A 26,536-nucleotide genomic window follows, 5' to 3' on the forward strand; every position below is an offset into this window, starting at 1 on the left:
GGCTGGCCGGTTAACATCGGGCACGCTCCTGCATTGCAGGTCGTGCCCTTTGTCGTTTTCATCCCCCCAGATTTTCGCGTGGCCATGAACGAACTCAGCACTCCCGAACAACTCGACCTGCAAACCGCCGCCCTCAAGGTGCCGCCCCATTCCATCGAGGCCGAACAGGCCGTGCTCGGTGGTCTGCTGTTGGACAACAGTGCGTGGGAGCGTGTGCTCGATCAGGTCTCGGATGGTGATTTCTATCGGCATGACCATCGCCTGATCTTCCGTGCCGTGCACAAGCTGGCAGACCAGAACCAGCCGTTCGACGTGGTGACCCTGCACGAGCAGTTGGAACAGGAAGGGGTGTCCTCGCAGATCGGCGGCCTGGCGTACTTGGCGGAACTGGCCAAGAACACGCCTTCTGTTGCCAACATCAAGGCCTACGCCGCGATCATCCGCGAGCGTGCCACGCTGCGCCAACTGATCAGCATCAGCACTGACATTGCCGACAACGCCTTCAACCCGCAGGGGCGCAACGCGGCCGAAATTCTCGATGACGCCGAACGGCAGATCTTCCAGATCGCCGAGGCGCGTCCGAAGACCGGTGGCCCGGTGGGCGTCAATGACCTGCTGACCAAGGCCATCGATCGCATCGACACCCTGTTCAACTCCGACAGCGACATCACGGGCATTTCCACCGGTTACACCGATCTGGACGGCAAGACCAGCGGCCTGCAGCCGGCGGACTTGATCATCGTTGCCGGTCGTCCGTCGATGGGCAAGACCACCTTCGCCATGAACCTGGTAGAAAATGCGGTGCTGCGCAGCGACAAGGCGGTGCTGGTGTTCTCGCTCGAGATGCCCGGTGAGTCGCTGATCATGCGGATGTTGTCCTCGCTGGGTCGTATCGACCAGACCAAAGTGCGCTCCGGCCAGCTCGATGACGACGACTGGCCACGCCTCACCTCCGCGGTGAACCTGCTCAATGACCGCAAATTGTTCATTGACGATACAGCCGGTATCAGCCCGTCGGAGATGCGCGCGCGCAGCCGCCGTCTGGCCCGTGAGCACGGTGAGATCGGCCTGATCATGGTCGACTACCTGCAGTTGATGCAGATTCCTGGTTCCTCCGGCGATAACCGCACCAACGAGATTTCCGAAATCTCCCGGTCCTTGAAAGCCCTGGCCAAGGAATTCAACTGCCCGGTAGTGGCGCTGTCGCAGCTCAACCGCTCCTTGGAGCAACGCCCGAACAAGCGTCCGGTCAACTCCGACTTGCGCGAATCGGGTGCGATCGAGCAGGACGCCGACGTGATCATGTTCGTCTACCGCGACGAGGTGTATCACCCCGACACCGAACACAAAGGCATCGCCGAGATCATCATCGGTAAACAGCGTAACGGCCCCATCGGTTTCGTGCGCCTGGCCTTCATCGGCAAATACACCCGCTTCGAGAACCTCGCGCCGGGTAGTTACAACTTCGATGACGATGAGTAACGAGTAAGCCTCAGCCGCGTCCTTCTGCGCGCGTGGGCCTTTCACGCGCAGTGACCGATGCAACCGTATTCAGGCGTGCCCTCTGGCCGTCTGGATGTTGCAAGCCGTCACGCCATGAATCCGACAACCCTAGTCGGATTTGATCAAAATTTGTGCTATATTCCGCGCCCGCGATTTCCCTGCACCCCCAAGACTGGTTCCTGACATGCACGCAGCCAAGCCTCTCTACGACTATCCCAAATACTGGGCCGAATGCTTCGGGCCCGCGCCGTTCCTGCCGATGAGCAGGGAGGAGATGGATCAGCTCGGCTGGGATTCGTGCGACATCATCATCGTCACCGGCGATGCCTACGTCGACCATCCGTCGTTTGGCATGGCCATCATCGGCCGTTTGCTGGAGGCGCAGGGTTTCCGGGTAGGCATCATTGCGCAGCCGAACTGGCAGTCCAAAGACGACTTCATGAAGCTCGGTGAGCCGAACCTGTTCTTCGGTGTCGCGGCCGGCAACATGGACTCGATGATCAACCGCTACACCGCCGACAAGAAAGTCCGCTCCGACGATGCCTACACCCCAGGCGGTGAGGCGGGCAGCCGTCCGGACCGTGCCAGCCTGGTGTACAGCCAGCGCTGCAAGGAAGCCTACAAGCACGTGCCGATCGTGCTCGGCGGCATCGAGGCTTCGCTGCGCCGCATCGCGCATTACGACTATTGGCAGGACAAGGTCCGCCATTCGATCCTGATCGACGCCTGCGCCGACATCCTGCTGTTCGGCAACGCCGAGCGTGCCGTGGTGGAAGTGGCCCAGCGCCTGTCCAACGGCGAGCGCGTCGAGCACATCACCGACGTGCGCGGCACCGCTTTCGTACGCCGCGATACGCCCGAAGGCTGGTACGAGATCGACTCGACGCGTATCGACCGCCCGGGCCGTGTCGACAAGATCATCAATCCTTACGTCAACACCCAGGACACCCAGGCCTGCGCCATCGAGCAAGCCAAAGGCGAGGTGGAAGACCCGAACGAAGCCAAGGTGGTGCAGATTCTCGACAGCCCGCGGGTCACTCGTGAGAAGTCGGTGATCCGCCTGCCATCGTTTGAAAAGGTACGTAACGACTCGGTGCTGTACGCCCACGCCAACCGCGTGCTGCACCTGGAAACCAACCCCGGTAACGCTCGCGCCCTGGTGCAGAAGCATGGCGAAGTGGACGTGTGGTTCAACCCGCCGCCCATTCCCATGACCACCGAGGAAATGGACTACGTGTTCGGCATGCCGTACGCCCGCGTACCGCACCCGGCCTACGGCAAAGCGCGTATCCCGGCGTACGAGATGATCCGTTTCTCGGTGAACATCATGCGTGGCTGTTTCGGTGGCTGCACCTTCTGCTCGATCACCGAGCATGAGGGCCGCATCATCCAGAACCGCTCACATGAATCGATCCTGCATGAGATCGAGGAGATGCGTGACAAGGTGCCGGGGTTCACGGGTGTGGTTTCCGACCTTGGCGGGCCGACCGCGAACATGTACCGCATCGCCTGCAAGAGCGAAGAGATCGAGAAGCACTGCCGCAAGCCGTCGTGCGTGTTCCCGGGCATCTGCGAGAACCTCAACACCGACCACAGCTCGCTGATCTCGCTGTACCGCAAGGCCCGTGCCCTGCCGGGGGTGAAGAAGATCCTGATCGCCTCGGGTCTGCGCTATGACTTGGCGGTAGAGTCGCCCGAGTACGTCAAGGAGCTGGTGACCCACCACGTTGGCGGCTACCTGAAGATCGCCCCGGAGCACACCGAACGCGGCCCGCTGGACAAGATGATGAAGCCGGGCATCGGCTCCTACGATCGCTTCAAGCGCATGTTCGAGAAGTACTCGAAGGAAGCGGGCAAGGAGCAATACCTGATCCCGTACTTCATCGCCGCCCACCCCGGCACCACCGATGAAGACATGATGAACCTGGCCCTGTGGCTCAAGGGCAATGGCTTTCGCGCCGATCAGGTGCAGGCGTTCTACCCATCGCCCATGGCCTCGGCCACGGCCATGTACCACTCGGGCAAGAACCCGCTGCGCAAGGTCACCTACAAGAGTGAAGGCGTGGACATCGTCAAGAGCGACGAGCAGCGCCGCTTGCACAAGGCGTTCCTGCGCTACCACGATCCGAAAGGCTGGCCGATGTTGCGTGAAGCGCTCGAGCGCATGGGCCGTGCCGACCTGATCGGCCCGGGCAAGCACCAGTTGATCCCGCTGCACCAGCCGCAGAGCGACAGCTACCAGAGCGCCCGGCGCAAGAACTCCACCCCGGCCGGCAGCCACAAGGTGGGCAAGGAACAGAAGATCCTTACCCAGCACACCGGCCTGCCGCCGCGCGCCAGCGACGGCAGCCAGCCGTGGGACAAGCGCGAGAAAGCCAAGGCTGATGCCTTCGCCCGCAACCAGCAGGCGGCCAAGGAACGCAAGGAAGCGGCCAAGGGTGGCAAGGCGGTGAAAGGCAAGAAGCCGCGCCAGCCGGTGATACCGCGCTAAGCGAACGACACGGGGGCCGCAAGGGCCCCCGAGTCGTATCTGTAGTGTGCTCTGGACGCGCACGAAGGTGATCGTCAACAAAGCGTTCTGATCTGCGCTCAGGCGCACCGCCCGAGGCCTGGCTGATGCTTTTCGCGAGCACGCTCGCCCCTGCATATAACCACAGCTCGTTGAGCTAGGTTCTGTACGAAAAACCTCGATACTCGCCCATGCTGCGTTGAAAACGCCCTCGGAATGCTCATGTACTCCAGTACACTCCGCTTCCTCGGCCGTTTTCGCCTTGCCTGGCCTTCGTCTCAAGGCTTTTCGTACAGAACCTAGCAGGGCTCTGTAGGAGCCATCTTTCATTCAAGCCCCTGGCGGCGGGTGGGCGCCTACAGTGGCAAAAGGTCGCGGCTGGAGGGCGCGCGGCGTCGGTTCACTCTGGCCGGGCGAACTCACAGACCGCCGCACCACTGGCACCACAGGCATAAGCGGCGAGCATGCCGCGCATCAAGCTACCAAGGGACATTGCAATTACTCCTAAATGAGCGGTTGTTGCATCGTCTTACAAGGGTGCATCATGCGCACTTAGATTAGTTGTATACAATCCATTGAACAATTCTACCGACTGCCCCCTTGACGCTGTGCTTGACCCACGTCAGCGCAGGTCGGGGCGCAACAGGGCAGTCTCGCAATCCAATACCCTGCCTAGGAGATTCAAGATGTTTGCGAAAGCCGTAGCGGTATCCCTGCTGACCCTCGCCAGCACCTGCGTGTTCGCCGCCGAGTGCTCGGTCACCGTCGACTCTACCGACCAGATGTCCTACAACACTAAAGAATTCACTGTCGACAAAAGCTGCAAGGAATTCACCGTCAAGCTGACCCACTCGGGCAACCTGCCGAAGAACGTGATGGGTCATAACCTGGTCATCAGCAAAACCGCCGACATGCAAGGCATCGCCACCGAAGGCATGAGCCAGGGCGAAGCCAACGACTACATCAAGGCCGACAACGCCGGCATCATCGCGCATACCAAGCTGATCGGCGCGCCTGAGAAAGAAACCGAAATCAGCTTCGACACCGCCAAGCTCGAAGCCGGCGGCGACTACAGCTTCTTCTGCACCTTCCCTGGCCACATCGCGATGATGAAAGGCAAGGTGGTGGTGAAGTAATCCACCGCAGCACAGAAAAGGGCGGCCTGTGAGGGAGCGTCAGTCAAGCAATAGGGGCCGCTTTGCAGCCCCTCGCGGCTGACTGGATGGCCGGGCCAGCCGCTCCTAGAAGGATATGCATAGTCTGTAAGAGCGGCCTTTAGCTGCGATGGACGGCGCAGCCGTTCCGAGGCTGCAACCTCCATTCGCCCGCTGGTGCGCAACGCCTGGATCAGGCCGGCTTCGCCGCCCATCGCGGCTAAAGCCGGCAACCTCGATCGCGTTGTCTATCAAAGCCGACAATCTCGACCGCGTTGTCCATCAGCAATGATCCACCGTTGTTACGGCGCGAACGGCAGCTCGCGCTTGTGCTGGGTCTTGCGATACGAGGCGACGATGATCTCGGCGGCCTCTGCATCCACCTCTTCGCCCTGCAGGAAAGCGTCGATCTGCTGATAGGTCACCCCGTGGGAAGCTTCGTCCGGCTTGCCCGGCTCCAGGTCTTCCAGGTCGGCGGTTGGCACTTTTTCCACCAGCGATTCCGGGGCACCGAAGCGCCGAGCGATGGCGCGCACCTGGTTTTTTACCAGTCCGCCCAGGGGCGTCAGGTCGCAGGCGCCGTCACCGAACTTGGTGAAGAAGCCCATCACGGCCTCGGCCGCATGGTCGGTACCGATCACCAGGCCACTGCGCGCGCCGGCAATGGCGTACTGGGCCAGCATGCGCATGCGCGCCTTGGCGTTGCCCAGTACGAAATCGACATGGGCCGGGGTGCCTTCCTGCAGCGCCTTCACTTCAGCGGCCAGGGCCTGCACGGCGGGGGCGATGTCGACGGTGTGCACTTCATCGGCCTTGATCACCGCCAGGCAGGCCTGGGCGTCGTCTTCGTCTTTCTGTACGCGGTACGGCAGACGCACGGCGATGAAACGGTAGGCCTGATCACCGCTGGCGCTGCGCAGTTCTTCGATGGCGCGCTGGGCGAGCAGGGCGGCGGTGAGCGAATCCACACCGCCACTGATGCCCAGTACCAGGGTTTTGAGGTGTGCATTGGCCAGGCACTGCTTGATGAACTCGACGCGTCGAGTGATCTCGGTATCGAGCGCGTCGTTATCAGCGAAGCGTGGCTGGACGTTCAGTTTCTGAGCAATTTCGAGTTGGACGGCGTGCATCGGTCACTCCTTGTACGGAACGTTGAAGACATGACGCAGGTAGGCCACGAAGTTGGCATCGCGGCACTGAGTCTTGGCGGCTTCGTCAGAAATCTTGGCAACGGGCGAGCCGTTGCAGTCGGTCATCTTCAGCACAATGCTCATCGGCGCCACGCCAGGCAGGTCGCAGGTGAGGTTGGTGCCGATGCCGAAGCTGACATTGATGCGACCACGCATCGTGCGGAAGATTTGCAGCGCACGCGGCAGGTCGAGACCATCGGAGAACACCAGGGTCTTGGTCATCGGATCGATGCCCAGGCTTTTGTAGTGCGCCACGGTCTTTTCCGCCCAGACGATCGGGTCGCCCGAATCGTGCCGCAGGCCATCGAACAGCTTGGCGAAGTACAGATCGAAGTCGCCCAGGAAGGCATCGGTGGTGATGCAGTCGGTCAGGGCGATACCGAGCAATCCGCGGTATTCGCGCACCCAGCAGTCGAGCGCGGCGGCCTGGCTGTCGATCAGCCGGGGGCCGAGCTGCTGGTGCGCCATGATCCATTCGTGGGCCATGGTGCCGAGGGGCTTGATGCCCAGCTTCCAGGCCAGGTCGACGTTGCTGGTGCCCACGAAGCGCGCGGGGAAATCGTCGCGCAGCACCTTCACCACTTCACCCTGCACCTGGCTGGAGAAGCGTCGGCGCGTGCCGAAATCGGCCACTTGCAGCTCGCTCAGCTCTTCGCTGCTGGCGTGCTGGCGCAGCCAGTCGAACTTGCGGTGCAGTTGATCGCGGGCGGCCGACAGCGGCATGTCCGGGTGCAGGTGGCGGTTGCGCACTTCGCTGATGATCGCCAGTAGCGGCACCTCGAAGAGAATCACATGCAGCCAGGGTCCGCGAATACGCAGGCTCAGCTGGTCGTTGTCGATGCCGATGTGCAGGTAGCGCAGGTTGAAGCGAAACAGGCCGAGAAAACGCAGAAAGTCCGGTTTGAGGAAGCTGATCCGTTCCAGAAAGCCCAGTTGGCCCTCGTCGAGGGTCAGGTCAGCCAGGGCCTCGACCTGATGGCGGATCTCGCTCAGGTACGGGCGCAGGTCTTCGCCATTGCGACAGCGAAACTCCCATTCCACATCGGCATCGGGGTAGTTGTGCAGCACGGCCTGCATCATGGTGAGCTTGTACAAATCGGTGTCGAGCAGGTTATGCACGATGCGCTCGGAAAATGCGCTCTCGCTCATCAGGTGGCTCCAGGTCAGCGGCGCTGGCTGAACGGCACGAGCGCGCGGGGGTGCGCGCCATTGTGCCAGTCTTTTTTGCCCAGGAGCCATTTCCTCGTGGGCGTGGCGCATCGCGCCAGCGCCGACTGCGGCCGCTGCGCGGCCTGCAAACAGTGCTCTGCGTAGCAGCCTCGCACCGATAATGTGCAGTTCGGTGACGTCGCCTGTTACAGATGCGTCGCGCGCAGACAACCGCCGGGGTTGCACTGATGGCATCGCCGGGTGGCGCCTTTTCCGGCCAATGGTGGCGCTATGCCTTTTCTAGACGGTGGCGCCGCCAATGCGCACGAGCCGGTCTGACCGGCATAGAGCGGCAGCGCGGGTTTTTTTCGAGGGATCAAAACCGCTGGCACGGCCCTTGCTCTGAGCACAGGGTAGTGAAGTTGCAGTGCTGACCAATAAAAACTCCAGGAGCACCACCTCATGTCGCAAACGTTTTACAAGAAAGGTTTCCTGGCCATGGCCGTCGCCATGGCGCTGGGTGTTTCTTCCTATGTACAGGCCGACGTCAAGATCGGTGTCGCGGGGCCCATGACCGGTGCCAACGCGGCGTTTGGCGAGCAATACATGAAAGGTGCGCAAGCCGCAGCTGACAAGATCAACGCTGCAGGCGGCGTGAATGGCGAACAGATCGTGCTGGTCAAAGGCGATGATGCTTGCGAACCCAAACAGGCGGTGGCCGTAGCCAACCGTTTGGTCGATCAGGACAAGGTCGTCGGTGTCGTGGGCCACTTCTGTTCCTCCAATACCATTCCGGCCTCAGAGGTGTATGACGAAGCGGGCGTGATCGCTATCACCCCAGGCTCCACCAACCCCCAAGTCACCGAGCGCGGCCTGAGTGGCATGTTCCGTATGTGCGGGCGTGACGATCAGCAGGGCATCGTGGCCGGCGACTACATCGTCGATGTGCTCAAGGGCAAGAAGGTCGCGGTCCTGCATGACAAAGACACCTATGGGCAGGGTCTGGCCGACGCCACCAAAGCGCAACTCGAAAAGCGGGGCGTCAAGCCGGTGCTGTACGAGGGCCTGACCCGCGGCGAGAAAGACTTCAGCGCCGTGGTCACCAAGATCCGCTCCACCGGGGCTGACGTCGTCTACTTCGGCGGCTTGCACCCTGAGGCAGGTCCGCTGGTTCGACAACTGCGCGAGCAGGGTCTGAAGGATGTGCGCTTCATGTCCGACGACGGCATCGTCACCGACGAGCTGGTTTCCACCGCAGGCGGTGCCAAGTATGTCGACGGCGTGTACATGACCTTCGGCGCCGACCCGCGTCTGCTGCCTGACAGCAAGGCGGTGGTGGAAGAGTTCCGCAAGGCAGGCACCGAGCCTGAGGGCTATACCCTGTACGCCTACGCTTCCCTGCAAGCCCTGGCCGCGGCCTTCAATGGCGCCAAGTCGAACAAGGGAGAGGATGCTGCAGAATGGCTCAAGGCCAACCCTGTACAGACCGTCATGGGTGAGAAGAAGTGGGACAAGAAGGGCGACCTGACCGTCTCCGACTACGTGGTCTACCAGTGGGATGCCCAAGGCAAGTACCACCAGCTGGACAAACAAAAATAATCACGGCCTAGGCCCGGGCGCCTGCCCGGGCTATCGCCCCAGCGGTACCTGTCTCTACCCGGAGATGCGTACGCAGCTGCGTTGCGAGGGCCGTGTGGTTGCTGCCCTGCCGTGATCAGTGCGCGTGCGATCTCACCTACGCGAGATTGCGTTTATGGATGGTATTTTCCTGCAGCAACTGGTCAATGGGCTAACCCTCGGGTCGGTCTATGGCTTGATCGCCATCGGCTACACAATGGTCTATGGCATCATCGGCATGATCAACTTCGCGCACGGCGAGGTGTATATGATTTCCGCGTACCTCGCGGCAATCAGTCTGGCATTGCTGGCGTATTTCGGTATCGAGTCGTTTCCACTGCTGATGTTGGGCACCCTGTTGTTCACCATCGTCGTTACCGGTGTGTACGGTTTCACCATTGAACGCATCGCCTACCGCCCCCTTCGCAACTCCACCCGCCTGGCCCCGCTGATCAGCGCCATCGGTATCTCGCTGATCCTGCAGAACTATGCCCAGATCAGTCAGGGTGCCCGCCAGCAAGGCGTGCCGACCCTGCTTGAAGGCGCTGTGCGCCTGGACGTCGGCAGTGGCTTCGTGCAGCTGACCTACACCAAGATCTTCATCCTCGTCGCGGCGTTCGCCGGCATGGCCTTGCTCACCTACGTGATCAAGTACACCAAACTGGGGCGCATGTGCCGGGCCACTCAGCAAGACCGCAAGATGGCCTCGATTCTGGGCATCAACACCGACCGGGTCATCTCCTATGTGTTCGTGATCGGTGCAGTGATGGCGGCGCTGGCGGGTGTGCTCATCACCTTGAACTACGGCACGTTCGACTTCTATGCAGGCTTCATCATCGGCATCAAGGCATTCACCGCAGCGGTACTGGGCGGTATCGGCTCGCTGCCGGGCGCGATGCTTGGCGGGATCATTCTCGGGGTCTCGGAGTCGTTGTTCGCCGGGCTGATCAACTCCGACTACAAGGACGTGTTCAGCTTCTCGCTGCTGGTCCTGATCCTCATCTTCCGACCCCAGGGCCTGCTGGGTCGCCCGCTCGTGGCCAAGGTGTGAACATGTCCTCTGCCTCTACTGCTTCTTCATCGATCGATATCAAACGCAGCCTCATCGAAACCGTGGTCGCCGGCCTGCTGGCGCTGATCGTGTTCGGCCCCGTGGTCGGCGTGGTGCTTGACGGTTACAGCTTCAACGCCCAACCGGCCCGCGTGGCCTGGCTGGTCGGCGCGGTGATGATCGGGCGTTTCCTGCTCAGCCTGTACCTGCAGACCGCGCCCGGCAAACGCCTGTTGCAAGGCTTCGAGGGCAACAGCTCGGGTGTGCATGTGCGCCCCGTGGACTACAAGTCGCGGCTGCGTTACATCATCCCGGCGCTGGTGGTGATCGCCATCGTGTTCCCGATCTTTGCCAACAAGTACCTGCTGACCGTGGTGATCCTCGGCCTGATCTACGTGCTGCTCGGGCTCGGCCTGAACATCGTGGTCGGCCTGGCGGGCCTGCTCGACCTGGGGTATGTGGCGTTCTACGCCATCGGCGCCTACGGCCTGGCGCTGGGCTATCAATACCTGGGGTTGGGTTTCTGGAGCGTGCTGCCACTGGCGGCCATCGCCGCGGCGCTGGCGGGGTGCATCCTGGGCTTCCCGGTGCTGCGGATGCATGGCGACTACCTGGCGATCGTCACCCTGGGCTTTGGCGAGATCATTCGCCTGGTGCTGAACAACTGGTTGTCGTTCACCGGTGGCCCGAACGGTATGCCGGCGCCTTCGCCGACCTTCCTCGGCCTTGAGTTCGGCCGGCGCGCCAAAGACGGTGGCGTGCCGTTTCACGAGTTCTTCGGCATCGACTACAACCCCAACGTGAAATTCCTGTTCATCTACATCGTGCTGTTCCTGGTGGTGCTGGCGGTGCTGTACATCAAGCATCGGCTGACCCGCATGCCGGTGGGTCGGGCCTGGGAAGCGCTGCGTGAAGACGAAATCGCCTGCCGCTCCATGGGCCTGAACCACGTGCTGGTCAAGCTCTCGGCCTTCACCCTGGGGGCCTCCACGGCCGGCCTGGCCGGGGTGTTCTTCGCCACGTATCAGGGCTTCGTCAACCCGTCGTCGTTCACCTTCTTCGAGTCGGCGCTGATCCTCGCCATCGTCGTGCTGGGCGGCATGGGCTCGACCGTGGGGGTGGTGATCGCAGCCTTTGTGCTGACGGTGGCGCCTGAACTGCTGCGCAGCTTCTCCGAGTACCGGGTGCTGCTGTTTGGCGTGCTGATGGTGTTGATGATGATCTGGCGACCGCGTGGGCTGATTCGGATCAGCCGCACGGGCGTGCCGGTACGCAAGGGGGTGGCGCCATGAACGATGAAGTCATTCTGTCGGTCGAGCACCTGATGATGCAGTTTGGCGGCATCAAGGCCCTCAGCGACGTCAACCTGCAGGTCAAGCGCAACCAGATCTTCGCCCTGATCGGGCCTAACGGTGCGGGCAAGACCACGGTGTTCAACTGCCTGACCGGTTTCTACAAAGCCACCGGTGGGCGCATCGAGCTGAATGTGCGCGGCGCCCGCACCGACGTGATCCAGCTGCTCGGCGAGCGCTTCCAGGCGGCCGACTTCGTTTCCCCTGCGCGCTTCGGCAGCCGGGTGTACTACAAGATGTTCGGCGGCACCCACCTGGTGAACCGCGCAGGCCTGGCGCGTACCTTCCAGAACATCCGTCTGTTCCGGGAAATGTCGGTGGTGGAAAACCTGCTGGTGGCCCAGCACATGTGGGTCAACCGCAACCTGCTGGCCGGCGTGCTCAACACCCCGGGTTACCGCAAGGCCGAGAGCGACGCGCTGGACCATGCGTTCTACTGGCTGGAGGTGGTCGACCTGGTGGACTGCGCCAACCGCCTGGCCGGCGAATTGTCCTACGGCCAGCAGCGGCGTCTGGAGATCGCCCGGGCCATGTGCACCCGGCCGAAGATCATCTGCCTGGACGAACCCGCTGCCGGCCTCAACCCCCAGGAAACCGAAGCGCTGAGCCGCATGATTCGTGTGCTGCGCGACCAGCACGACATCACCGTGGTACTGATCGAACACGACATGGGCATGGTCATGAGCATCTCCGACCACATCGTGGTGCTCGACCACGGCAACGTGATTGCCGAAGGCACACCGCAGGCCATCCGTGACAACCCGACGGTGATCGCCGCCTATCTGGGTGCCGACGAAGAGGAAATCGTATGACCGCACCCATTCTCGAACTGCGCGACCTGAACGTGTTCTACGGCCCGATCCAGGCGCTCAGGGGGGTGTCGATGCACATCGCCGAAGGCGAGACGGTGAGCCTGATCGGCGCCAACGGGGCGGGCAAGTCGACCCTGTTGATGTCGATTTTCGGCCAGCCGCGGGCGGCTTCCGGGCAGATCATCTATCAGGGCACCGACATCACCCGCAAGAGCTCGCACTACATCGCCTCCAACGGCATCGCCCAGTCCCCCGAAGGGCGCCGGGTGTTTCCCGACATGACGGTGGAAGAGAACCTGATGATGGGCACCATCCCCATCGGCGACAAGCACGCCGATGAGGACATGCAGCGCATGTATGACCTGTTCCCGCGCCTCAAGGAGCGCCGTTCCCAGCGCGCCATGACCATGTCCGGGGGGGAGCAGCAGATGCTGGCCATCGCCCGCGCCTTGATGAGCCGGCCGCGCTTGTTGCTGCTCGATGAGCCGTCGCTTGGCCTGGCGCCGATTGTGGTCAAACAGATCTTCGCCACCTTGCGCGAGCTGGCCAAGACCGGCATGACCATCTTTCTGGTGGAGCAGAACGCCAACCACGCGCTGAAGCTGTCAGATCGCGCCTATGTGATGGTCAATGGGCAGATTCGCATGACCGGCACCGGCGCTGAACTGTTGGCCAACGAAGATGTGCGCAACGCTTATCTGGGCGGGCACTGATCAGCCGCCCCTGGCAAATGTGGACAACATGTCGCACCCCGCCCTCACGGTACGCGAATCACGTGCTGTGGGGGCGGTTGTGCACAGCGCTTGAGCTGTCCACCGTTTGTGTTGAACCGCCTGTGGAAAACATGGTGGCATGTTGCTGTAGGCCACGTCTTTAAGGGGCTGTAGCGTTCTGCCTATTTTTTGATCAGTTGGCCTGCAACACTGCTCTGAACGGCTGGATACAGTGGCCATGCTCAGGCTGTGAATGCACCTTCAGCCTGTGGATAAAACTGTGCAAAAACTCTGCACAGAAGGCTACAGGCGCCAGTGTTGAACGCCTGAGGCGGTGGATGGGATGCGTGCCCCGCTCGCATTGCGGTGATCGACGCCCTAGTTGCCCCCAATCCGTGGGGGTAGCCTTGTGGATAAGGTGCGCATACCTGGCGCCAGGCCTTATGGATCAAGGCCTGCAGAGCTCTGGTCGTTTTTCGTCCAACCGGCCATGGCTTGCTGCGCAGTGGGTCGACCGGGCATCCTTCCAAGCCCTTACTTTTCCAGTGCCCAGGAGCTTCCCCATGACAGCCACAGTATTCATCACCGGTGCCACCTCCGGCTTCGGCGAAGCCACGGCTCGGCGCTTTGCCCAGGCCGGCTGGAAGCTGGTGCTCACGGGCCGCCGCCAGGATCGCCTGGACGCCTTGTGCAACGAGTTGTCCACAAGCACCGAAGTGGTAGGTCTGGTGGTGGATGTGCGCGACCGGCAGGCCATGGAGGCCGCCATCGCCAGCCTGCCGCCAAGCTTCGACACCTTGCAGGGCCTGGTCAACAACGCAGGTCTGGCCTTGGGTGCTGATGCCGCGCAGCATTGCGACCTGGACGACTGGGACACCATGGTCGATACCAACATCAAGGGCCTGATGTACACCACGCGCCTGTTGCTGCCCCGGCTGATCGGCCATGGCCGCGGGGCGTCGATCCTCAACGTGGGGTCTGTAGCGGGCAATTACCCCTATCCGGGTAGCCACGTGTATGGCGGCACCAAAGCCTTCGTCGGGCAGTTCTCGCTGAGCCTGCGCTGCGACCTGCGCGGCACCGGAGTACGGGTGACGAATATCGAACCGGGCTTGTGCGAAAGCGAGTTCTCGCTGGTGCGGTTTGGCGGCGACCAGTCGCGTTACGACGCCACCTATGCCGGCGCCGAGCCCATTCAGCCGCAAGACATCGCCGAGACCATCTTCTGGGTGCTCAACCAGCCGGCCCACGTCAACATCAATTCGCTGGAGCTGATGCCGGTGAGCCAGGACTGGGCAGGGTTCTCGATCAATCGTACCGCCAAGGCCTGACAGCGGCGCGGGCGTTCTGCGCCGAGTGCAAGCTGCACGTCACTGGCGCGCCCCGGGCCTTGGCGGGCGCGCGGCTAACGAGGGGCGGCTGGGCTTGTATGGCGTCTGGCTCATCGTCCAGGTATTGATCCAGCACCAGGCGGGTGAGGGCGCCGTCTGGCTGCCGGGGTCCTGAGCCTGGCAGCCGCCCAGGATCGGGTGGCTGAGCGCTGTCAGCTCAGCCATCGCGCTCGGCAGCCGGCGCTAGCGCAGGTGCTGCAAACCTTGCAGCGCCGTAGCCAGGTGATAGGGCGTGGTAGACGGCATGTCGTGGCGGCTCACCGCACCCTGGGCGTCGCGGCATTCGTGCCAGCCGCCGGGGTGCAGGAACTGCGCTTGCAGTGCGGTCAGTTGCGCGAGCAGGCGCGCGTCGTGCTCAGGGCGCAACACCAGGGCGCGGATGTACTCGGCCTTGGCCCAGATGCGTTGGGTGGCGTCGAGCGTGCGGCCTTCGGTGTCGAGCATCGCTACCACGGCGGTGCCCTGTATGCCGTATCGCTCGGCATGTGCGAAGGCTCGATCAATGGCGTGGTGAAGCGGGGTCTCGCTCAGCAGCGGTGAGGTGTCGAGCAGGAAGAACCATTCGAACTGATGGCCCGGTTCGAACCAGTTGTCCACAGTGCCCAAGGGCTTTTCCAGCATCACGCCATGCTGCGGGTCGATGAACTGGGCGTGCAACGCCGCGCACAGGGTCAGCAGCGCCGCTTGCACCGGGGCGTCTGCACGCACGCTCAGCACCTGCAGAAAGGCTTCGGCCAGGTGCATCAGTGGGTTCTGCAGCGGGCCACTGCCAAGCGAGCTCCAGTCTTGGCCAAGGCTTGCCTCATACAGCCCGTCGTCACGACCAAAGCGCTCTGCGATCAGGCTCAGCGCCGAGTCCAGCACCGCCGCCACCTGTGGCTCGCGTACCTGGCCCCAGTAGTGGGCACAGGCAAACACGATGAAGGCATGGGTGTAGAGGTCCTTGCGTCGGTCCAGCGGCTGGCCCTGGGCATCGACACTGTAGAACCAGCCGCCGTGCTCGGCGTCGTGGAAGTGCCGCTGCAACGAGTCGAACAACGCCGCTGCCCGCAAGGCCGCGCCGGGTTGCTCGATACGGCTGCTGAACAGGTAGAGCTGCCGCGCGCATGCCATCGCGCGGTACCGCTTGACCGGCTCAGGCTGGTGATCGGCCGCCAGCGACTCGAAGGGCAAGGCCATTTCGGCATTCCAGCCCGGGCCCTGCCACAGCGGCACGATGCAGTCGGCGAAGTGTTGGCGCACCTGGGCCAGGCGCTGGGTCAGCGCGCAGGGGCGAGAGGGGGTATTGGGCATGGCGAGGCTCGTCACGATCAGGCAGGGCGCAATGGTAGCAGATGTGCCCGCACCCCCCAGCACCTGGCCCATACGGTCAGCTGGAGTGGCTGGAGCCGTGCCAGTGGCGCCCACCGATGAAGATCAGGCGCAACTGCTGGGCGATCTTTTCCTGGGCGGTGAAGGGTTGCGGGCAGTCTGGGTCAGGGCTGTCGATCAGCTCCGGAAGGGTGGCGAACACGGTCTTGACCACCAGGTCGGCCATCATCGACAGCGCACCGGCGTTTATGTGCTGCCAACGCGGCATGCGCGCCAGGTCGGTGGCCAGGTCCGAGCTGATGCCATTGCGCAGCCGAGCGATGGCCTGACGCACGGCGTGGGAGCCGCCGTACTGCTCGCGGGCCAGAAACAGAAACTGGGTGCGGTGCGCCGCTACCACGTCGAGAAAGATGCGCACCGAGGCGTCGGTGATGCCGCCCAGCTCTAGCTCGTTGTGCCGCACCCGGCGAATGGTGTCCCGGAAGGTCGCTTCGACCTCAGCGACCAAGGCCAGGCCGAGGGCGTCCATGTCGGGGAAGTGACGGTAGAAGCCAGTGGGCACGATGCCGGCGCTGCGGGCGACTTCGCGCAGGCTGATGCTGCCGAACCCGCGGCCACTCTGCATCAGCTCGCAGGCTGCATGGAGCAATGCCTGGCGGGTCTGGAGCTTCTGTTCGGCGCGCGGCGACATGGGCAGGCTTCTTGGAAGGTACGGCAGCGCACTCTAGTGAAAAGCAGGAAGGCGGGTCAATCCGCCAGAGGTGGTTGCGTGTGGGTTGGGGTGGGGCGGCAGGGGCCCTTCGCACGCTTAGTGCAGCAAGGGCCGGGGCTCAGGTGGCAGGTTGCGCGGTGGACGATCGGGGGTGCCAAGCGGTTCAGCTCACATGGCCGGCTGCGATCAGGCGGTCGGAGCCACCTTCGGCGAGGCGGTTGTTGCGTTCGATCAAGCGGTCGGAGCCACCTTCGGCAACGCGGTTGCTGCGTTCGATCAAACGGTCGGAGCCGCCCTCGGCAACGCGGTTGTTGCGTTCGATCAGGCGGTCGGAGCCGCCTTCGGCAACGCGGTTGTTGCGTTCGATCAAGCGGTCGGAGCCGCCTTCGGCAACGCGGTTGCTGCGTTCGATCAGGCGGTCGGAGCCGCCTTCGGCAACGCGGTTGTTGCGTTCGATCAGGCGGTCGGAGCCACCTTCGGCGACACGGTTGCTGCGTTCGATCAAGCGGTCGGAGCCCCCTTCGGCGACTGGCTGGATCGGCTTGAGAATGACCGCATCGCTGGCATGCGCCTGGGCAGTCGGGCGCTGATCCTGTGCGGGCAACGCCTGCGCTTGAGCGGCGAGGGCGGCTAACAGCAGGCTGAAAATCAGTGAACGTTTCATGGCGGGGCGCTCCTTGGGGGCGCTGATCAGTGGGTATGTCGGCCATGCTACGCGCGCTTGGAAAAGAGACCATTTCATCGGCGTGATGATGAACATCAGTCGCTTTCATAGTGCTTAAAAATCGTTACCTATCAATGAGTTGTCAGCGATTCAGCGCCAAATGGGGGTTGTCTTGGGTGGCGTCTGGAAATCCTTAACCCCGGCATAACCTCCGGGTGCAGTGAATTTCTCCACTAAGCTTGGGGAAGGGATTAAACCCAGGCGGTTTTCATCAGTCCCACTATCAATCAGTCCTTTTCCGCCTGCTGAAATGGCATGACGTCAGGAGACACCCGCAATGACGCGCCCCATCCGAGTCCTCGTCTGGACCCTCGCTACCCTCTTGACCCTGCTGGCGATCCTGGTGATTGTCATCGCCACGTTCGACTGGAACCGCGCCAAACCGCTGCTCAACGAGAAAGTCTCCGAGGCCCTGCACCGGCCCTTCGCGATCAATGGCAATCTCGCCGTGCACTGGCGCACGGCGCCGGAGGAGGGCGGTTGGCGTGCCTGGGTGCCCTGGCCGCACTTCACCGCTGAAGACATCACCCTGGGCAACCCCGATTGGCTCAAAGAGCCGCAGATGGTCGGCCTCGAGCGGGTCGATTTTCGCCTCGCGCCGCTACCGCTGATTGCCCAGACCATCAGCATTCCGCGCATCGATCTGGTCAAGCCGGTCGCCAGCCTCACCCGTCTGGCCGATGGCCGGGCCAACTGGAATTTCGATTTCGGGCCCAAGGATGAAAAGGCCGAGCCCTCGAAGTGGACCCTCGACATCGGCGCCATCGGTTTCGACGAAGGCAATGTCAGTTTCGACGATGAGACCTTGAAGACCCGGGTAAAGGTGAAGATCGATCCGCTGGGCAAGCCGATTCCCTTCAGTGAGATCGTCGGCAAGGCCAGCGCCGAGAAAGCCAGCGGTACCCAGGACTACGCCTTCGGCTTCAAGGCCGATGGCCGCTACCAGGGCCAGACGGTGGCGGCCACCGGCAAGATCGGTGGCCTGCTGGCACTGCAGGACGCCAGCCAGCCGTTCCCGCTGCAGGTGGACGCCCGCGCGGGTGATACCCGCGCACGGGTGGCAGGCACCCTGACCGACCCGCGCAACCTCGGTGCGCTGGACCTGCGCCTGCGCCTGTCGGGCAAAAGCCTGGGCAACCTCTATCCGCTGACCGGCGTTACCTTGCCCGACACCCCGCCGTATTCCACTGACGGCCACCTGCTCGCCAACCTGCACGATGCCAATGGCGCGACCTTCAAATACCAAGGCTTCAACGGCAAGATCGGCGACAGCGACATCCACGGTGACCTGGCCTACGTGGCCAGCACGCCACGGCCCAAGCTCTCGGGCAAGCTGGTTTCGAACCAGTTGCTGTTCAAAGACCTCGCGCCGCTGATCGGTGCCGATTCCAATGCCGAGCAGAAGGCCCGCGGCGGCGCCAGCAAGCAGCCCGGTGACAAGGTACTGCCGGTCGAAGAGTTCCGCACCGAGCGCTGGCGCGCCATGGACGCGGATGTCGCGTTCGCCGGCAAGCGCATCGTGCAGACCGAAGAGCTGCCGTTTACCGACCTTGCTGCGCACCTGGTGCTCGACGATGGAGTACTGCAACTGACTCCGCTGCGTTTTGGCGTGGCCGGTGGCAACCTCAAGGCCGACATTCGCCTGAATGGCCGTGACACGCCAATGCAGGGCCAGGTGAAAATGACGGCGCGTGGTTTCAAGCTCAAACAGCTGTTCCCGACCTTCGCCCCGATGCAGACCAGCTTCGGCGAACTCAACGGTGATGCCGATCTCAAGGGCCGGGGAAATTCGGTATCGGCCTTGCTCGGCAGCGCCAACGGCGACCTGCGCATGTTGATCAACGATGGCGCGATCAGCCGCAGCCTCATGGAGATCGCCGGGCTCAACGTCGGCAACTACATCGTCGACAAGCTGTTCGGCGATGAGGACGTGAAGATCAACTGCGCGGCCGCGGATGTCGGCATCAAGGACGGCCTGGGCAGCACGCGGGTGTTCGTCTTCGATACCGAGAACGCCATCATCTACATCGACGGCACGGCCAATTTTGCGACCGAACGCCTGGATCTGAAGATCACCCCGGAATCCAAAGGCTTCCGTCTGTTCTCATTGCGCTCGCCGCTGTATGTGCGTGGCCCGTTCGCCAAGCCCCAGGCAGGCGTGCAAGCGCTGCCACTGGCACTGCGTGGTGCTGGCATGGTTGCGCTCGGTGTGGCCGTGGGCCCGGCTGCCGGCCTGCTGGCGCTGATCGCCCCTGGCGACAGCGACAACAATCAGTGCACCCCGTTGCTGCAACAGATGAAAGCCGGCAAGGCCCCGGCGGCGGTGAAGGGCAAGAAGTGAGTCATCGAGCGTGTGGCCAGTCCGGTGCGCTTGGCGGCTAACGGTGTACCTTGAGAGGGTCGCCATAACGGCTGCAACAGCGTAGTGCTGGGGAGTTGGGCTGAGTTGGGTACGGTCAGTGCTGCTTCGCAGCCGATCGCGACCAAGGTCGCTCCTACAAGGCCGCCGTGGTTAGAAAGCGCTTGTACTGCAGGAACAAGCGACCCCTGTAGCAGCGACCTTGGTCGCGATGGCCGGCGCAGCCGGCCTGGCCCAAGCCACGCGTATCGACAGGCAGCCATTGGGCCGGCTACGCCGGCCATCGCGACTGAAGTCGCTCCCACAAGACAGGTAACGCACAGCTGCAGCCATTGGGGCGGCTACGACAATGCATGACTGCAGCCATTGGGCCGGCTATGCCGGCCTGACTGAAACTTGATACGGGACCTGCCCACACGGCCGCCCTGGCGTTGCGATCAGCCGCGATAGGCGACGCAGTCGTCACGTTGAAGACCGCTGCGCACCGAGCAACAAAAAGGGCCGCATCAGCGGCCCTTTTTTCATCCAGCGCGTGGATCAACGCAGGCTTACAGCCCTTGCAGCAGGTCCGCCATGTCGTCGGCGTGCTCTTCTTCCTGGGCCAGGATGTCTTCGAAGATGCGACGGGTGGTGGGGTCCTTGTCACCGATGAACTTGATGATTTCGCGGTAGCTCTCGACGGCAATCCGCTCGGCGACCAGGTCTTCCAGGACCATTTCTTTCAGGCTGTTACCGGCCACGTACTGAGCGTGCGAGTTCTTGCTCAGGTTGTCCGGGTTGAAGTCCGGCTCGCCGCCCAGTTGGACGATGCGCTCGGCCAGCTTGTCAGCGTGCTCGCTTTCCTGCTGGGCATGCTCCAGGAACTCCTCGGCTGCATTGGCACCCTTGATGCCGCTGGCCATGAAGTAATGGCGCTTGTAGCGCAGTACGCACACCAGCTCGGTGGCCAGCGAGTGGTTCAGCAGCTCGATGATTTGTTCGCGGTCAGAGGTGTAGTCCTGGGTCACCGGGCCGTCTTCGACGTTCTGGCGGGCGCGTGCACGCAGGGTTTGGACATCGGTCAATTCAGCGTGGCTCATGGTTTTCTCCGAACAGATCAGGATTAGGCTTGGGTCTTGTGGGAAGCATTACGCACCTGGGGTGGCGCGACGTTCTTCCTCGCGTTGTTTGCAGGTCTTGAAGCCTTTGGCATCGACATGCCCGGTGGCGTCAAAACGCACGTAATAGGGCTGCTGATTACCGTCTCGATTGAGGATGTAATCGTTGCAGGTGCCGCCGTTTGGCAGGTCCACCACGTTCGACGGGCTACCCCCAATGGCGATGACCTTCTGCATGGTCATGCCGTCTTCGACCTGCCTGACCAGCGGCTCGTGGCGGAAGGTGACATGGTCAACCGGGTTTTCCGGGTGGCTGCTGCAGGCGGCCAGAGACGCGCCCACCAGGAGAAGTGCCAAGGTCTGTTTGTACATGGGTCCCGCTCCGTGCTGAGGTTGTGTTGCTTTGAACCGCACGGCGCTTTGGGAGTTCGATCCGAATGCTGGCGATCTGGTCAAGCCGGTTCGATAGCGTGCAACTGGGTAAGGTGTTGCAAATCTTGTCTACACTCATTCGCACACCGCGCAGCGGGCGCGGCGCCCAGGAGATCCACCATGAAAATGCTCACCGTGCCAGCGCTGGTGCTTGGCCTGCTCATCAGCGCCCCTGGCGTTGCCGCCACCGCGCAACAGGAAAAGATGAAGTCATGTAATGCAGATGCCACTGGCCAGTCACTCAAAGGCGACGCGCGCAAAACGTTCATGAGCCAGTGCCTGAAAGCCAAGCCCGCCACCCAGCAGGACAAGATGAAAACCTGCAATGCCGACGCCAGCGGCAAGGCGCTCAAGGGTGATGAGCGCAAGGCCTACATGAGCAGTTGCCTGAAGAAAAAATAACCGTCGCACGAGCGCTGCACCCGGCCAGGTGACGGGCACAGGGCCGGGCGGGCGGGCGCAGGCGGCGGTATTTCCCACCGTCGCGCGCAGCGCCATCAATACAGTCCGACGTCACCCCGAGCGCTGTCACCGACCCGTATGCCCCGGCACAGCGCGGCGCAGGCACATTCCGTACTGCGCCTGATCACTATGTTTGTAGGACGAAGGCTGGCAGACTGCGGATCTTTTCTGATGTCTGCCGTAGAGGCTGTATGACCTTCACCCCCCGCCAGATCACCATTGCCAGTTGGATCATTGTCGCTGCCGGGTTGTTACTGGCGCTCCCGTTGAAACTCCTACCCAGCCTGCTCGCGGGCCTGTTGGTGTTCGAGCTGGTCAATATGCTGACCCCGCGCTTGCAGCCCTTGATTGCCGGGCAGCGCGCACGCTGGCTGGCGGTCGCGTTGCTGGGCACGCTGGTGGTGTGCACCTTGTCGCTGCTGATTGCTGGCGCGTTCAGCTTCCTGCTGCACGAAGCGGAAAACCCCGGCGCCTCGCTGGACAAGTTCATGGCGTTGGTCGACCGCGCACGTGGCCAGCTGCCGCCATTCATCGATCGTTACCTGCCGGCCAGCGCGGCCGAGTTCAAGGTGGCCATCGGCGATTGGCTCAAGGGGCATTTCAGCGAGCTGCAACTGGTCGGCAAAGGCATGGCGCACATGTTCGTGACCCTGCTGATCGGCATGATCCTCGGTGCTATCGTGGCCTTGCAGCGCCTGCCGGACATCTCCCGGCGCAAGCCCCTGGCCGCTGCGCTGTTCGAACGCCTGAGCCTGCTGGTGCAGGCGTTTCGCAACATCGTTTTTGCGCAGATCAAGATCTCGCTGCTCAACACCGCCTTCACCGGCATCTTCCTGGCCGTGGTGCTGCCGCTGTTTGGCGTGCACCTGCCGCTGACCAAGACGCTGATCGTGCTGACCTTCCTGCTGGGCCTGCTGCCGGTGATTGGCAACCTGATCTCCAACACCCTGATCACCATCGTCGGGCTGTCGCTGTCGATCTGGGTGGCGCTGGCGGCGTTGGGCTACCTGATCGTGATCCACAAGGTTGAGTACTTCCTCAACGCGCGCATCGTCGGTGGGCAGATTCGCGCCAAGTCGTGGGAATTGCTGCTGGCGATGCTGGTGTGCGAAGCGGCGTTCGGCCTGCCGGGCGTGGTGGCGGGGCCGATCTACTACGCGTACTTGAAAAGCGAGCTGCGGCGCATCGAGCTGGTCTGAGCGCCAAGCTGCGGCGCGCCTGCAGAGGCATGGAGACGCTTCAGGCCGCCGGCACGATGCCATAGGCGGCCAGTTGCTCGACACTGCCACGGTGCTCGATCAGGCGCGGATCGTTCAGCGGCAGGCGCTGGCCCAGCTCGCTTTCCAGGATCGCCTGCAGCTTGACGCGGTCGACGGTGTCATCGGCATTGAGGGCCGGGCGCAGCTTTTCGGGAGCCACCTGAGCCATCTCACCCTCGCTGTAGTAGATCGCGCCCGTCGCGAAGTCGACACCCAGGGCGATCAAGCCAGGAATCACGTAGAACACCAGGCCGACGATATCCAGCGCGAGGATGCCCGGATCGATCTTGCCGTCGATCTGCCCGCGGCGGTCGGGGTAGAACAGCGTGCCGCAGGCGGTCAGCTGGGTCAGCAGGGCTGCGACGAGCGCGCCACCGATGAGGCGAGAGGGGATACGCATAGACAATCTCCTAATGAGCAGTACAAGACCTAGCCAGCGGCTGGACGCAATCAGCCCTGCGCTGGGTTCGCCGTTATACTCGCTGGCCCGCCTGAGGACCACCATGATTTCACTCCCCATCGATGCCGCACTGCCGGCGCTGCGCACAGCCCTTTCCAGCCGCCATGAGGCGGTACTCGAAGCGCCGCCCGGGGCCGGCAAGACGACCCGTGTGCCGTTGGCGCTGCTCCAGGAGCCGTGGCTCGCCGGGCAGAGCATCCTGATGCTCGAGCCGCGCCGGTTGGCGGCTCGCGCCGCCGCCGAACGGCTGGCCAGTGAATTGGGCGAGCGCGTCGGCGAGACGGTCGGCTATCGCATTCGCCTGGAGAGCAAGGTCGGCCCGGCCACGCGCATCGAAGTGGTCACCGAAGGCATCCTCGCCCGCCGTCTGCAGGACGACCCGTCGCTGGACGGCGTGGGCCTGGTGATCTTCGACGAGTTTCACCTGCGTAACCTCGATGCCGACCTGGCCCTGGCGCTGACGCTCAATGGCCGCGAGATGCTGCGCGACGACCTGCCGCTGAAAGTGCTGTTGATGTCGGCCACCCTGGAAGGTGAACGCCTGTCGCGGTTGCTCGACGACGCCCCGGTGGTGTCCAGCGAAGGGCGTATGTTCCCCGTGCAAACGGTGTGGGGCGCACCGTTCCAGACTGGCGAGTTCATTGACCAGCGTACCGTTGCCACCTGCTTGCAGGCGTTGGCCGAACAACCCGGAGGCCTGCTGGTGTTTCTGCCCGGCCAGGCCGAGATTCGCCGCGTGCAGCAAGGCTTGGCCGAGGCGCTGGGAGCGCGTGCGGACATCCTGCTGTGCCCGCTGCACGGCGAGCTGGACTTGAACGCCCAGCGCGCGGCCATCGAGCCTGCGCCTGCGGGTGTGCGCAAGGTGGTGCTGGCAACCAACATCGCCGAGACCAGCGTCACCATCGAAGGTGTGCGCGTGGTCATTGATGCGGGCCTTGAGCGGGTGCCGGTGTTCGACCCGCGCAGCGGCATGACCCGCCTGGCGACCCAACGCATCGCCAAGGCCAGCGCCACCCAGCGTGCCGGGCGGGCCGGGCGGTTGGCGCCGGGGGTGTGCTACCGGCTGTGGTCCGAAGCGCAGCATGACCTGTTGGCGGCCTACGCCGCGCCGGAAATCCAACACGCCGATCTTTCCGGCCTGGCCCTGCAACTGGCGCGCTGGGGCGTGCAGCCCAGCGAGTTGCGCTGGCTCGATGCACCGCCGGGCGCAGCCTTCGCCCAGGCCCGCGACCTGCTGAGCCGCCTTGGCGCCTTCAATGCAGACGGCGCGCTGACCCGCCACGGCCAAGACATGGCGCAACTGCCCGCCCATCCGCGCATCGCCCACCTGCTGCTGCGCGGCCACGCCTTGGGCCTGGGCCCGTTGGCCTGTGACCTCGCCGCGCTGCTCGGCGAGCGCGATATTCAGCGTGGCGCCGACGGCGCTGATATCCACAGCCGCCTGGCCCTGCTCGGCAGCGAACAGCGGGCGCAGCGCGGTGAACAAGGCGGGGTACAACGTGCCCGGCAACTGGCCCGCCAGTACCGCAGCCATTTGCGCGGCACGCCTGGCATGCCGGTGGCTGACCCGCAGCACCCCCGTTGGGTCGGCGCACTGCTGGCTTTTGCCTACCCCGATCGCATCGCCCAGCAGCGCCGCGCAGGCGGCGGCGAGTATCGCTTGGCCAATGGCCGCGCAGCGCTGTTCGCCAGCCCGGATGCGCTGATGAAGCACCCTTGGCTGGTGATCGCCGACCTCGGCAGCCGCCAGGGCCAGCGTGAAGAGCGTATCTACCTCGCCGCAGATTTCGATCCGCAGATGTTCGACGAGGTGCTACGCGAGCAGGTCAACGAGGTGGACGAGCTGGACTGGAATGAGCGCGAAGGCGTGCTGCGCGCCGAGCGCCAGCGCAAGGTGGGCGAGCTGGTGCTCTCGAGCGCCCCGCTGAGCAACCTCGACACTGCTACGCGTGTGCAGGCGCTGGTCAATTACGTGCGCCGCAAGGGCCTGGAGTTGCTGCCCTGGACCCCCGAGCTGCGCCAGTGGCAGGCCCGCGTGGCGCTGCTGCGCAGCCTGGAGCAGGACGGCGCGCAGACCTGGCCCGACCTCAGCGATACGGCCCTGCGCAACAGCCTTGAGCACTGGTTGGCACCGTACCTGGAGCGGGTCAGCCGGCTTAGCCATTTCAGCCAGCTCGACCTGCCATCGATCCTGCGCAACCTGCTGCCCTGGCCCTTGCCGCAGCAGTTGGAGGCCCAGGCGCCGCAAACGCTGCAAGTGCCCTCAGGCTCCAACGTGCGCATCGATTACAGCGAACAACCACCGGTGCTGGCCGTGCGTTTGCAGGAGCTGTTCGGCCTGGCCGACACCCCGCGTATCGCCAACGGCAGGCAGGTGCTGAAACTGCACCTGCTGTCGCCAGCGCGGCGTCCGGTGCAGGTCACCCAAGACCTGGCGAACTTCTGGCGCACCACCTATGCCGAGGTGAAGAAGGATCTGAAGGGGCGCTATCCGAAGCATTATTGGCCGGATGATCCGTTGGTGGCAGAGGCGACGGCCAGGGTGAAACCCAGAAAATCCTGACGAGGGCGTGTGGATGGCCGGGGACGGCGTCATGGATTTGCGTTCGCAAGCGATGGCAGTCGACGCGCCTCGACAATACCCCCGCCGAGGGTCATGAAAGTAAATCAAGTGCGGTTCAACGGGTCTGACTGAACAGACAAGGCAGGCCTTTCACATTCCCGACGATTCAGGAGCGTTGCATGAACCGCCAGCAGCTGATTGATCACATGCAGAAGAAATACCAGACGAAACCTGATCACCCCTGGGAGAAATTCCCTGACTACGCGGTGTTCAGGCATTCGGATAATGACAAGTGGTATGCGTTGCTCATGGACATTCCTGCCGAGAAAATCGGTATCGATCGAGATGGCCGAGTCGATGTTCTGGACGTGAAAGTCGAGCCAGCGTTAGTGGGGTCGTTACGGAAAAAACCGGGCATCTATCCGGCCTACCACATGAACAAGGAACACTGGATCACCGTACTTCTGAACGGCCCACTGGGCGCCGAAGAAATCCATTCACTGATTGAAGACAGCCATCGACTGACGCAGTAACAGATCGTCCAGCCCGGCGGGCCGCGCTGCGGCGAACAACGCGCGGTTTTCGTGTGAGCAAGCGGTTCGACCCAGCCGCGTGCCCTTCGAATCGATGAGCTGCAGGGCGGTCTGCCAGAGTCGACGGCGTTACCCAGGTGGTCGGCTTCAGTGATCAGCAGGCGATCAAGACGGTCGCCTTGA

General features: G+C 63.1%; 22 protein-coding genes. 14 read left to right on the forward strand and 8 right to left on the reverse strand.

The annotated features are described in order from the left end of the window. Window positions 1-84: 84 nt before the first annotated feature. The 3 genes from dnaB to azu all read left to right on the forward strand — a co-directional run bounded on the left by dnaB (window position 85) and on the right by azu (window position 5,148). The gene (gene dnaB / locus SJI00_RS16065) at window positions 85-1,482 is read left to right on the forward strand and encodes a replicative DNA helicase (RefSeq protein ID WP_322462697.1); all 1,398 of its coding nucleotides are present in this window, start codon (window positions 85-87) and stop codon (window positions 1,480-1,482) included. A gap of 205 nt (window positions 1,483-1,687) precedes the next feature. Next, entirely contained in the window at window positions 1,688-3,994 is a 2,307-nt protein-coding gene (locus tag SJI00_RS16070) for a YgiQ family radical SAM protein (protein WP_322462698.1), read from the forward strand. Window positions 3,995-4,698: 704 nt separating this feature from the next. Continuing rightward, window positions 4,699-5,148, forward strand: coding sequence for an azurin (gene azu, locus SJI00_RS16075; RefSeq protein WP_322462699.1), 450 nt, complete (start codon window positions 4,699-4,701; stop codon window positions 5,146-5,148). Window positions 5,149-5,468: 320 nt separating this feature from the next. Here the strand turns inward: azu and nadE are convergent, their stop codons facing one another. Together nadE and pncB are read right to left on the reverse strand one after the other, a co-directional pair. Then, window positions 5,469-6,296 carry an NAD(+) synthase gene (gene nadE, locus SJI00_RS16080; RefSeq protein WP_322462700.1) on the reverse strand — a complete coding sequence of 276 codons (828 nt, stop codon included), beginning with the start codon at window positions 6,294-6,296 and terminating at the stop codon, window positions 5,469-5,471. Between the two features lie 3 nt (window positions 6,297-6,299). Further along, complete coding sequence (gene pncB / locus SJI00_RS16085) at window positions 6,300-7,505, reverse strand: nicotinate phosphoribosyltransferase (protein ID WP_322462701.1); 1,206 nt, start codon at window positions 7,503-7,505, stop codon at window positions 6,300-6,302. Window positions 7,506-7,967: 462 nt separating this feature from the next. Here pncB and SJI00_RS16090 point away from each other — a divergent pair, with 462 nt between their 5' ends. From SJI00_RS16090 to SJI00_RS16115, 6 genes are all read left to right on the forward strand, one after another. Continuing rightward, window positions 7,968-9,104 (forward strand): branched-chain amino acid ABC transporter substrate-binding protein, encoded by a 1,137-nt coding sequence (locus tag SJI00_RS16090; RefSeq protein WP_322462702.1) that lies wholly within the window; start codon window positions 7,968-7,970, stop codon window positions 9,102-9,104. Between the two features lie 154 nt (window positions 9,105-9,258). Next, a complete protein-coding gene (locus SJI00_RS16095; protein WP_312935969.1) occupies window positions 9,259-10,173 on the forward strand; it encodes an ABC transporter permease subunit in 915 nt (304 codons plus the stop codon). Window positions 10,174-10,175: 2 nt separating this feature from the next. After that, window positions 10,176-11,465, forward strand: a complete 1,290-nt coding sequence (gene livM, locus SJI00_RS16100; RefSeq protein WP_322462703.1) for a high-affinity branched-chain amino acid ABC transporter permease LivM — start codon at window positions 10,176-10,178, stop codon at window positions 11,463-11,465. Next, window positions 11,462-12,337, forward strand: coding sequence for an ATP-binding cassette domain-containing protein (locus tag SJI00_RS16105; protein ID WP_322462704.1), 876 nt, complete (start codon window positions 11,462-11,464; stop codon window positions 12,335-12,337). The genes livM and SJI00_RS16105 overlap by 4 nt, the downstream gene beginning before the upstream one ends. Continuing rightward, complete coding sequence (locus tag SJI00_RS16110; protein ID WP_322462705.1) at window positions 12,334-13,050, forward strand: ABC transporter ATP-binding protein; 717 nt, start codon at window positions 12,334-12,336, stop codon at window positions 13,048-13,050. Before SJI00_RS16105 ends, SJI00_RS16110 begins: the two co-directional genes overlap by 4 nt. Window positions 13,051-13,613: 563 nt before the next feature. Then, a complete protein-coding gene (locus SJI00_RS16115; RefSeq protein ID WP_322462706.1) occupies window positions 13,614-14,381 on the forward strand; it encodes an SDR family oxidoreductase in 768 nt (255 codons plus the stop codon). Between the two features lie 243 nt (window positions 14,382-14,624). Here the strand turns inward: SJI00_RS16115 and SJI00_RS16120 are convergent, their stop codons facing one another. From SJI00_RS16120 to SJI00_RS16130, 3 genes are all read right to left on the reverse strand, one after another. Further along, window positions 14,625-15,734 carry an AGE family epimerase/isomerase gene (locus tag SJI00_RS16120; protein ID WP_322462707.1) on the reverse strand — a complete coding sequence of 370 codons (1,110 nt, stop codon included), beginning with the start codon at window positions 15,732-15,734 and terminating at the stop codon, window positions 14,625-14,627. A gap of 76 nt (window positions 15,735-15,810) precedes the next feature. Further along, complete coding sequence (locus SJI00_RS16125; RefSeq protein ID WP_322462708.1) at window positions 15,811-16,443, reverse strand: TetR family transcriptional regulator; 633 nt, start codon at window positions 16,441-16,443, stop codon at window positions 15,811-15,813. 184 nt (window positions 16,444-16,627) lie between these two features. Beyond that, window positions 16,628-17,128, reverse strand: a complete 501-nt coding sequence (locus SJI00_RS16130; RefSeq protein WP_322462709.1) for a phage infection protein — start codon at window positions 17,126-17,128, stop codon at window positions 16,628-16,630. A gap of 337 nt (window positions 17,129-17,465) precedes the next feature. On the opposite strand from SJI00_RS16130, the gene SJI00_RS16135 reads away from it, so the two are divergent. Continuing rightward, window positions 17,466-19,529, forward strand: coding sequence for an AsmA family protein (locus SJI00_RS16135; RefSeq protein ID WP_322462710.1), 2,064 nt, complete (start codon window positions 17,466-17,468; stop codon window positions 19,527-19,529). Between the two features lie 566 nt (window positions 19,530-20,095). Here the strand turns inward: SJI00_RS16135 and SJI00_RS16140 are convergent. Both SJI00_RS16140 and osmE read right to left on the reverse strand, forming a co-directional pair. After that, window positions 20,096-20,626, reverse strand: a complete 531-nt coding sequence (locus SJI00_RS16140; RefSeq protein ID WP_322462711.1) for a ferritin-like domain-containing protein — start codon at window positions 20,624-20,626, stop codon at window positions 20,096-20,098. A gap of 48 nt (window positions 20,627-20,674) precedes the next feature. Next, complete coding sequence (gene osmE / locus SJI00_RS16145) at window positions 20,675-21,016, reverse strand: osmotically-inducible lipoprotein OsmE (RefSeq protein WP_322462712.1); 342 nt, start codon at window positions 21,014-21,016, stop codon at window positions 20,675-20,677. Between the two features lie 180 nt (window positions 21,017-21,196). Here osmE and SJI00_RS16150 point away from each other — a divergent pair, with 180 nt between their 5' ends. After that, a complete protein-coding gene (locus tag SJI00_RS16150; protein WP_322462713.1) occupies window positions 21,197-21,478 on the forward strand; it encodes a PsiF family protein in 282 nt (93 codons plus the stop codon). A 251-nt stretch (window positions 21,479-21,729) separates the two neighbouring features. Further along, window positions 21,730-22,737, forward strand: a complete 1,008-nt coding sequence (locus SJI00_RS16155; protein WP_322462714.1) for an AI-2E family transporter — start codon at window positions 21,730-21,732, stop codon at window positions 22,735-22,737. 40 nt (window positions 22,738-22,777) lie between these two features. Here the strand turns inward: SJI00_RS16155 and SJI00_RS16160 are convergent, their stop codons facing one another. Beyond that, on the reverse strand, window positions 22,778-23,197 hold the full coding sequence (locus SJI00_RS16160; RefSeq protein ID WP_322462715.1) for a polyribonucleotide nucleotidyltransferase: 420 nt from the start codon (window positions 23,195-23,197) through the stop codon (window positions 22,778-22,780). Between the two features lie 103 nt (window positions 23,198-23,300). Between SJI00_RS16160 and hrpB the strand changes: the two genes are divergently transcribed. Together hrpB and SJI00_RS16170 are read left to right on the forward strand one after the other, a co-directional pair. Then, complete coding sequence (hrpB, locus tag SJI00_RS16165) at window positions 23,301-25,820, forward strand: ATP-dependent helicase HrpB (protein ID WP_322462716.1); 2,520 nt, start codon at window positions 23,301-23,303, stop codon at window positions 25,818-25,820. A 179-nt stretch (window positions 25,821-25,999) separates the two neighbouring features. Next, a complete protein-coding gene (locus SJI00_RS16170; protein ID WP_322462717.1) occupies window positions 26,000-26,353 on the forward strand; it encodes an MmcQ/YjbR family DNA-binding protein in 354 nt (117 codons plus the stop codon). Window positions 26,354-26,536: the final 183 nt, after the last annotated feature.

Source organism: Pseudomonas gebzensis, assembly GCF_034427815.1.
In the GTDB taxonomy this organism is placed as follows: domain Bacteria; phylum Pseudomonadota; class Gammaproteobacteria; order Pseudomonadales; family Pseudomonadaceae; genus Aquipseudomonas.

Excerpts from the sequence above, each read along its gene's own strand:
- dnaB (WP_322462697.1), top strand. The coding sequence starts at position 85 with ATGAACGAACTCAGCACTCCCGAACAACTCGACCTGCAAACCGCCGCC.
- SJI00_RS16070 (WP_322462698.1), top strand. The coding sequence starts at position 1,688 with ATGCACGCAGCCAAGCCTCTCTACGACTATCCCAAATACTGGGCCGAA.
- azu (WP_322462699.1), top strand. The coding sequence starts at position 4,699 with ATGTTTGCGAAAGCCGTAGCGGTATCCCTGCTGACCCTCGCCAGCACC.
- nadE (WP_322462700.1), bottom strand. The coding sequence starts at position 6,296 with ATGCACGCCGTCCAACTCGAAATTGCTCAGAAACTGAACGTCCAGCCA.
- pncB (WP_322462701.1), bottom strand. The coding sequence starts at position 7,505 with ATGAGCGAGAGCGCATTTTCCGAGCGCATCGTGCATAACCTGCTCGAC.
- SJI00_RS16090 (WP_322462702.1), top strand. The coding sequence starts at position 7,968 with ATGTCGCAAACGTTTTACAAGAAAGGTTTCCTGGCCATGGCCGTCGCC.
- SJI00_RS16095 (WP_312935969.1), top strand. The coding sequence starts at position 9,259 with ATGGATGGTATTTTCCTGCAGCAACTGGTCAATGGGCTAACCCTCGGG.
- livM (WP_322462703.1), top strand. The coding sequence starts at position 10,176 with ATGTCCTCTGCCTCTACTGCTTCTTCATCGATCGATATCAAACGCAGC.
- SJI00_RS16105 (WP_322462704.1), top strand. The coding sequence starts at position 11,462 with ATGAACGATGAAGTCATTCTGTCGGTCGAGCACCTGATGATGCAGTTT.
- SJI00_RS16110 (WP_322462705.1), top strand. The coding sequence starts at position 12,334 with ATGACCGCACCCATTCTCGAACTGCGCGACCTGAACGTGTTCTACGGC.
- SJI00_RS16115 (WP_322462706.1), top strand. The coding sequence starts at position 13,614 with ATGACAGCCACAGTATTCATCACCGGTGCCACCTCCGGCTTCGGCGAA.
- SJI00_RS16120 (WP_322462707.1), bottom strand. The coding sequence starts at position 15,734 with ATGCCCAATACCCCCTCTCGCCCCTGCGCGCTGACCCAGCGCCTGGCC.
- SJI00_RS16125 (WP_322462708.1), bottom strand. The coding sequence starts at position 16,443 with ATGTCGCCGCGCGCCGAACAGAAGCTCCAGACCCGCCAGGCATTGCTC.
- SJI00_RS16130 (WP_322462709.1), bottom strand. The coding sequence starts at position 17,128 with ATGAAACGTTCACTGATTTTCAGCCTGCTGTTAGCCGCCCTCGCCGCT.
- SJI00_RS16135 (WP_322462710.1), top strand. The coding sequence starts at position 17,466 with ATGACGCGCCCCATCCGAGTCCTCGTCTGGACCCTCGCTACCCTCTTG.
- SJI00_RS16140 (WP_322462711.1), bottom strand. The coding sequence starts at position 20,626 with ATGAGCCACGCTGAATTGACCGATGTCCAAACCCTGCGTGCACGCGCC.
- osmE (WP_322462712.1), bottom strand. The coding sequence starts at position 21,016 with ATGTACAAACAGACCTTGGCACTTCTCCTGGTGGGCGCGTCTCTGGCC.
- SJI00_RS16150 (WP_322462713.1), top strand. The coding sequence starts at position 21,197 with ATGAAAATGCTCACCGTGCCAGCGCTGGTGCTTGGCCTGCTCATCAGC.
- SJI00_RS16155 (WP_322462714.1), top strand. The coding sequence starts at position 21,730 with ATGACCTTCACCCCCCGCCAGATCACCATTGCCAGTTGGATCATTGTC.
- SJI00_RS16160 (WP_322462715.1), bottom strand. The coding sequence starts at position 23,197 with ATGCGTATCCCCTCTCGCCTCATCGGTGGCGCGCTCGTCGCAGCCCTG.
- hrpB (WP_322462716.1), top strand. The coding sequence starts at position 23,301 with ATGATTTCACTCCCCATCGATGCCGCACTGCCGGCGCTGCGCACAGCC.
- SJI00_RS16170 (WP_322462717.1), top strand. The coding sequence starts at position 26,000 with ATGAACCGCCAGCAGCTGATTGATCACATGCAGAAGAAATACCAGACG.